This window comes from Microbacterium sp. Bi128, from assembly GCF_918698205.1.
In genome coordinates, this window is sequence record NZ_CAKKMM010000271.1 from 1 (window position 1) to 5,428 (window position 5,428).

The window sequence follows — 5,428 nt, forward strand, 5'->3', positions numbered from 1 at the left end:
GGTATCGCCGTAACCTCATCCTCACCGACTTCGCGTCCCTGGTGTGGGTCGTCTACGGCACCCAGCTGGCGTGGTTCGGCACGGGGAACGCCGCTGTCGCGGCCAGCCGCGACAGCCGCATCACCGACCTGTCGTACTGGGTCTTCTCCGCCCTCCTGATCGTCGCCTGGATGTGGGCGCTCTCCTTCATCGACTCGCGCAGCGACCGGGTCTTGGGCACCGGCTCGCAGGAGTACATCCGCGTCGTCGACTCCAGCTTCCGGCTGTTCGGGACCATTGCCATCATCGCGTTCCTGACGCAGATCGACGTGGCGCGCGGGTACCTCCTGATCAGCCTGCCCGTCGGTGTCTTGGTCCTGATCGTGACGCGGTGGCTCTGGCGCCAGTGGCTGGTCGTCCAACGCTCCCGCGGGAAGTACTCGGCGAACGTGCTGCTGGTGGGCTCGCTCACCTCGGTGACGCAGTTGGCGCACGAATTCGCCCGCAGCCCCAACGCCGGCTACCGAGTGGTCGGGGCGTGCGTGCCCAGCGGCAAGGTCGCCGACACGATCCCGGGCACCGACATCCCCGTGATGGGACATGTCGGCGACGTCATCCGCGCTCTCCAGGTCACCGGCGCCGACACGGTCGCCGTCACCAGCGCGGACGAGCTCCCGGCAGACAAGGTCAAGCAGATCTCCTGGAGTCTCGAGGCCGGCCGCCAGCACCTCGTGCTCGCGCCGAGCATCATTGACATCGCCGGCCCACGACTGCACACGCGTCCGGTCGCGGGCCTTCCCCTCATCCACGTCGAGACGCCGCGGTTCTCGCGGGGCCAGGTCTTCCTCAAACGGACGGTCGACCTCGTCGCCAGCATCGCCGGCGTGATCGTCCTCAGCCCTCTGCTGGCCTTCCTCGCAATGGCCGTGCGGCTCTCCAGCGAAGGCCCGGTGTTCTTCCGACAGAAGCGCGTGGGATTCCGCGGCCACGAGTTCACCATGATCAAGTTCCGGTCCATGGTGGTCAACGCCGAGGATCTTCTCGAGCAGTTGGCGAAACAGGAGCGCGACGCCGGCAACGAGGTGCTGTTCAAGATGAAGAACGACCCGCGTGTCACCCCCATCGGGCGAATCATGCGCAAGTTCAGCCTCGACGAACTCCCGCAGTTGTTCAACGTCATCGGCGGTTCGATGTCGCTCGTCGGCCCGCGGCCCCCGCTGCCTTCCGAAGTCGCCCTCTATGCTGACCACGTGCACCGCCGATTCCTCGCCAAGCCCGGCATCACCGGCCTCTGGCAGGTCAGCGGGCGCTCCTCCCTCTCGTGGGAAGAGTCCGTGCGTCTGGACCTGTCCTACGTGGAGAACTGGACCCTCGTCGGCGACTTCGTGATCCTCGGCAAGACCGCCCGCGCCGCCCTGGCGCCGGGCGAGACCGCCGCGTGAACTCCCCGCGCTCCCGCGCGGGTCGACGGTGCGCCAGTCGCGCGCCGTCTCTGGACAAAGCTGGAGGAGACCCGTGCGTCTTTCTGTAATTGGTTGTGGATACCTGGGAGCCGTTCACGCGGCGGCGATGGCCTCGATCGGACACGAGGTCGTCGGTATCGACGTCGACGAACGGAAGGTCGCCTCGCTTTCGAAGGGCGAAGCGCCCTTCTTCGAGCCCGGACTGCAGGAGATCCTCGCCGAGGGAATCGCCTCGGGTCGCCTGTCGTTCACGACCGACATGGCCGCCGCGCAGGGCGCCAAGGTCCACTTCATCGGTGTGGGCACGCCCCAGCAGCCCGGCGGATACGCCGCCGACCTGACCTACGTGCACGCGGCCGTGGACGGCCTGCTGCCCTACCTGTCCGAGGGTGACATCGTCGCCGGCAAGTCGACGGTGCCCGTCGGCACCGCCGAGTCGCTCGCTCCCCGTGTGAGCGAGCGCGGAGCGACCCTCGTGTGGAACCCCGAGTTCCTCCGCGAGGGCTGGGCGGTGCAGGACACCATCGACCCCGACCGTCTCGTCGCGGGCGTCCCGAGCCTCGACGGCGCGCCGACCGAGGAGGGCGCGCGCACCGCGGATGTCCTGCGCGAGGTATACCACCCCTCGATCGCCAAGGGCACGCCCTTCATCATCACCGACTACGCCACCGCGGAACTCGTCAAGGTCTCCGCCAACGCGTTCCTCGCGACGAAGATCAGCTTCATCAACGCGATGGCAGAGATCGCCGAGGTCACCGGAGCCAACGTGACGACCCTGGCCGACGCGATCGGTCACGACGCGCGCATCGGACGCCGCTTCCTGGGCGCCGGCATCGGCTTCGGCGGCGGCTGCCTCCCCAAGGACATCCGCGCGTTCTCGGCTCGGGCGGAGGAACTCGGCCGCGGAGAGTCGGTGGCATTCCTGCGCGAGATCGACGCGATCAACCTGCGTCGCCGCGACCGGGCGGTCGACCTGACCGTCCAGGCGCTCGGCGGCACGGTGTTCGAGAAGAAGGTGACGGTGCTAGGCGCTGCCTTCAAGCCGCACAGCGACGACATCCGCGACTCCCCCGCGCTCGACGTGGCGGTGCGCCTGCACGGCCTCGGCGCGGATGTCACCCTGACCGACCCGGCCGCGATCGAGAACGCCCGCCGCATCCACCCGCAGCTGACGTACGTCGAGGATCGTGACGAGGCTCTGCGTGGAGCGGATGCCGTGATCGTCGTGACGGAGTGGGACGAGTACCGACGCGACCTCGACCCCGCACTCGCCGCCGAACTGACCTCCGGCCACGTCGTGATCGATGGACGCAACTGCCTGGATGCCGCCGCGTGGCGCGCCGCCGGCTGGACGTACTACGGCATGGGTCGCCCCTGACCCCTCTGACACACTCGCGAACGCCCCGGCAGCATGCCGGGGCGTTCGTCATTCGCGCCGGCCCGCACGAATGTCCGTCCTGCCCGTGACGAATCACCGCCTCGGCACGTCTCCTCAGTAAGCGAACATCGCTGCACCGGGAACAAGCCCGGAGCAGAACGTACTGGAAGGACACTCCGATGGCTAACGAAGACACGCCCACGGCATCCCCGGCCGCGCCCCACGGCTCGCGCGTAGACCGCGCGTACACCGGTTCCGGGGACTCTGCCGAGACAGCGGGCAAGAACACCATCGCCGACGCGGTCGTGGCCAAGATCGCCGGCATGGCCGCGCGTGAGGTCGCCGGCGTCCATGCCCTGGGTGGCGGCGGAGCCCGCGCCTTCGGCGCGATCCGCGACGCGATGAACGCGACCGACCTGGCCCAGGGAGTCAAGGTCGAGGTGGGCGAGACCCAGGCCGCGGCCGACCTCACGATCGTGGTCGAGTACCCGGCTCCCCTCCAGGAGGTGGCCGACCAGGTGCGCGCTCGCGTCGCCGGCGCCATCAGCCGTCTCGTCGGCCTCGAGGTCGTCGAGGTCAACGTCGACGTCAACGACATCCACATCCCGGGTGACGACGACGACGACTCGACCCCCTCCCGCGTGTCATGAACCCGACACTCACCGGCGCGCTCGTCGGTCTCGTCCTGGCCGTCGCCGCGCTGATCTTCGGATTCTGGGGCTTCCTCCTGGTCGCCCTCTTCATGGTGATCGGCGCTGTCGTCGGCCGCATCGTCTCGGGCCAGATCGACATCCGCAGCATCGCCAACGCATTCTCGGGTCGGAGCACATCGTGACCACCGTGCTTCCCGGGACGGCCACGGCCGCTCCGGGGGGCGGGGTCGCGGAGCGCCTCGGCGGCCGTGTCGACATCGCCGACCGGGTGTTCCGGAAGGCGGCGGAGCAGGCGGCCGCCGAATCGATCGGCGTCGACCGCGCGGATGTGACCGTCGAGATCGCCGGCTCGCGCGACACCGTCGCCGTACGCGTGCGGTCCCCGTTCCCGATCCCCCGCCTCGATGACACCGAGGCCGTGCTCGCGGCCACACCCGTGCTGGAGGCCGCTCACGGCATCCAGCACGACCTGCACGAGCGCCTCACCCGCCTCTTCGGTCGCGAGGTCTCGCGCGTGGACCTGACCATCAGCGGCGCGACCGCCCCGAGCCGGAGGAGGGTGAGATGACCGACTCCGTCCTGCGCACCGTCGTGCGCCGGGAGACGCATTCGCCCCGCACCGCGGCGATGCTCATCGTCGTGGTGCTGATCATCCTCGCTGCGGCCTACGCCGCGGTCGAGATCGTGGTGGCGTCAATCGGCCGACCTCCCCTGCTGATCGCCCCTGCCGCGGCGTTCGACGCGTTGGCGGCTCTGCCTACGGCCGTCGCGCCCGCAGCGCTGATCGCGACCGGCGTCGTCCTCGCGGTCATCGGCCTCGTCGTCGCGATCCTCGCGGTGGCCCCCGGCCGCCTGTCCAAGCACGAGATGGCTTGGGGCGAGCGGGCCGTCGTCGTCGACAACGGCGTCGTGGCCTCGGCGCTGGCCCAGCACCTCGCCACCGAGTCGGGGATCGCCCGGGAGAATCTCCTGGTGGGCGTCGCTCACCGCACCGTCGACGTCACGGTCCGTCCGCCGATGGGCATCCCGGTCGACCGGGAGCACCTGCGCCGGATCGTCGAAGACGAGGTCGCGTCCTACCGGCTCACCCCGTCGGTCCGCACGATCGTCCGCGTCGAGCGTCCCCGTGACGCCGGGAAGGAAGACTCGCGATGAGAAACACCAATCGCGCCGTGAACCGCATCCTGCTGTTCGTCGTGGCGCTCGTCCTGCTCGGGCTGGGAGCCCTCCTGATCGTGGTCGTCGCCGTCCCCGGTGCCGCAGATGTGTGGACACGCACGGCCGACGGCATCCGCGGGTGGGCCGACGACATCGGCCAGCCCTCGCTCAGCATCGGCGCCGTCGCCGCGCTCGTGGTCGTGGCGCTCCTCCTCGTCCTCGTCGCAGTCGGGGCCGTCCGTGGACGGCATCGCGTTCCCCTCCAGTCGACAGGAGCCGAGAGCACCGCAGGGCGCATCACCATCACGGACGGCTTCGCATCGACCGCTCTGAAGAGCTCGCTCGACGAGCGCGACGAGATCCTCGCCTCCCGCGTCGCCTCGAACGAGGTGCGCAAAGAGGCAGTGCTGCACGTCAGCGTCATGCCGCGACAGAACACGTCGCCGCGTCGGATCGCCGAGGACGTCGACACGCTCGTCAAGAACCTCGCGACCCTGACGGGTCAGCAGTTCCGCACGTACATCTCGGTGCACTCGAGTCTGCGCGCCAAGCTCGCGCACGACCACCGGCGCCTGAACTAGAAAGAGGATGCCATGCGCAACCGCATCATCATTGTGGGCGCCGTCGTTCTGGTCGCCTATGTCCTGGGCACCCGCGCCGGCGGCGTGAAAGTGAAGTCCCGCGAGTCGGTCGGTCATCAGCTGGTCCGTATGTGGGACGACCCGCGCGCACGTCGCCGTCGACGCAAGGCCGCCACGAAGGCGGAGAAGAAGGCAAAGAAGGCACTGCGCCAGTTC

Annotated in this window: 8 protein-coding genes; all 8 read left to right on the forward strand. The window is 69.3% G+C overall.

Features of this window, described 5'->3' with window-relative positions; genetic code table 11:
* Window positions 1-1,421, forward strand: a 1,421-nt coding sequence (locus LQV45_RS16735; RefSeq protein WP_230008001.1) for a sugar transferase, incomplete at its 5' end; no start/stop codon positions are given.
* A 73-nt stretch (window positions 1,422-1,494) separates the two neighbouring features.
* Complete coding sequence (locus tag LQV45_RS16740; protein WP_230008002.1) at window positions 1,495-2,820, forward strand: UDP-glucose/GDP-mannose dehydrogenase family protein; 1,326 nt, start codon at window positions 1,495-1,497, stop codon at window positions 2,818-2,820.
* Window positions 2,821-2,999: 179 nt separating this feature from the next.
* Window positions 3,000-3,470 (forward strand): Asp23/Gls24 family envelope stress response protein, encoded by a 471-nt coding sequence (locus LQV45_RS16745; protein ID WP_230008003.1) that lies wholly within the window; start codon window positions 3,000-3,002, stop codon window positions 3,468-3,470.
* The gene (locus LQV45_RS16750; RefSeq protein WP_138175541.1) at window positions 3,467-3,655 is read left to right on the forward strand and encodes a DUF2273 domain-containing protein; all 189 of its coding nucleotides are present in this window, start codon (window positions 3,467-3,469) and stop codon (window positions 3,653-3,655) included. The genes LQV45_RS16745 and LQV45_RS16750 overlap by 4 nt, the downstream gene beginning before the upstream one ends.
* Window positions 3,652-4,041 carry an alkaline shock response membrane anchor protein AmaP gene (locus LQV45_RS16755; protein WP_230008004.1) on the forward strand — a complete coding sequence of 130 codons (390 nt, stop codon included), beginning with the start codon at window positions 3,652-3,654 and terminating at the stop codon, window positions 4,039-4,041. Before LQV45_RS16750 ends, LQV45_RS16755 begins: the two co-directional genes overlap by 4 nt.
* On the forward strand, window positions 4,038-4,628 hold the full coding sequence (locus tag LQV45_RS16760; protein WP_230008005.1) for a DNA/RNA endonuclease G: 591 nt from the start codon (window positions 4,038-4,040) through the stop codon (window positions 4,626-4,628). The genes LQV45_RS16755 and LQV45_RS16760 overlap by 4 nt, the downstream gene beginning before the upstream one ends.
* Window positions 4,625-5,212 carry a hypothetical protein gene (locus tag LQV45_RS16765; RefSeq protein WP_230008006.1) on the forward strand — a complete coding sequence of 196 codons (588 nt, stop codon included), beginning with the start codon at window positions 4,625-4,627 and terminating at the stop codon, window positions 5,210-5,212. The genes LQV45_RS16760 and LQV45_RS16765 overlap by 4 nt, the downstream gene beginning before the upstream one ends.
* A 12-nt stretch (window positions 5,213-5,224) precedes the next feature.
* Window positions 5,225-5,428 (forward strand): hypothetical protein (locus LQV45_RS16770; protein WP_230008007.1); only part of this gene is annotated, 204 nt, incomplete at its 3' end.

What these genes read in the sequence shown, in the direction of transcription:
- LQV45_RS16760 (WP_230008005.1), top strand. Translation starts at nt 4,038, where the DNA reads ATGACCGACTCCGTCCTGCGCACCGTCGTGCGCCGGGAGACGCATTCG.
- LQV45_RS16750 (WP_138175541.1), top strand. Translation starts at nt 3,467, where the DNA reads ATGAACCCGACACTCACCGGCGCGCTCGTCGGTCTCGTCCTGGCCGTC.
- LQV45_RS16765 (WP_230008006.1), top strand. Translation starts at nt 4,625, where the DNA reads ATGAGAAACACCAATCGCGCCGTGAACCGCATCCTGCTGTTCGTCGTG.
- LQV45_RS16745 (WP_230008003.1), top strand. Translation starts at nt 3,000, where the DNA reads ATGGCTAACGAAGACACGCCCACGGCATCCCCGGCCGCGCCCCACGGC.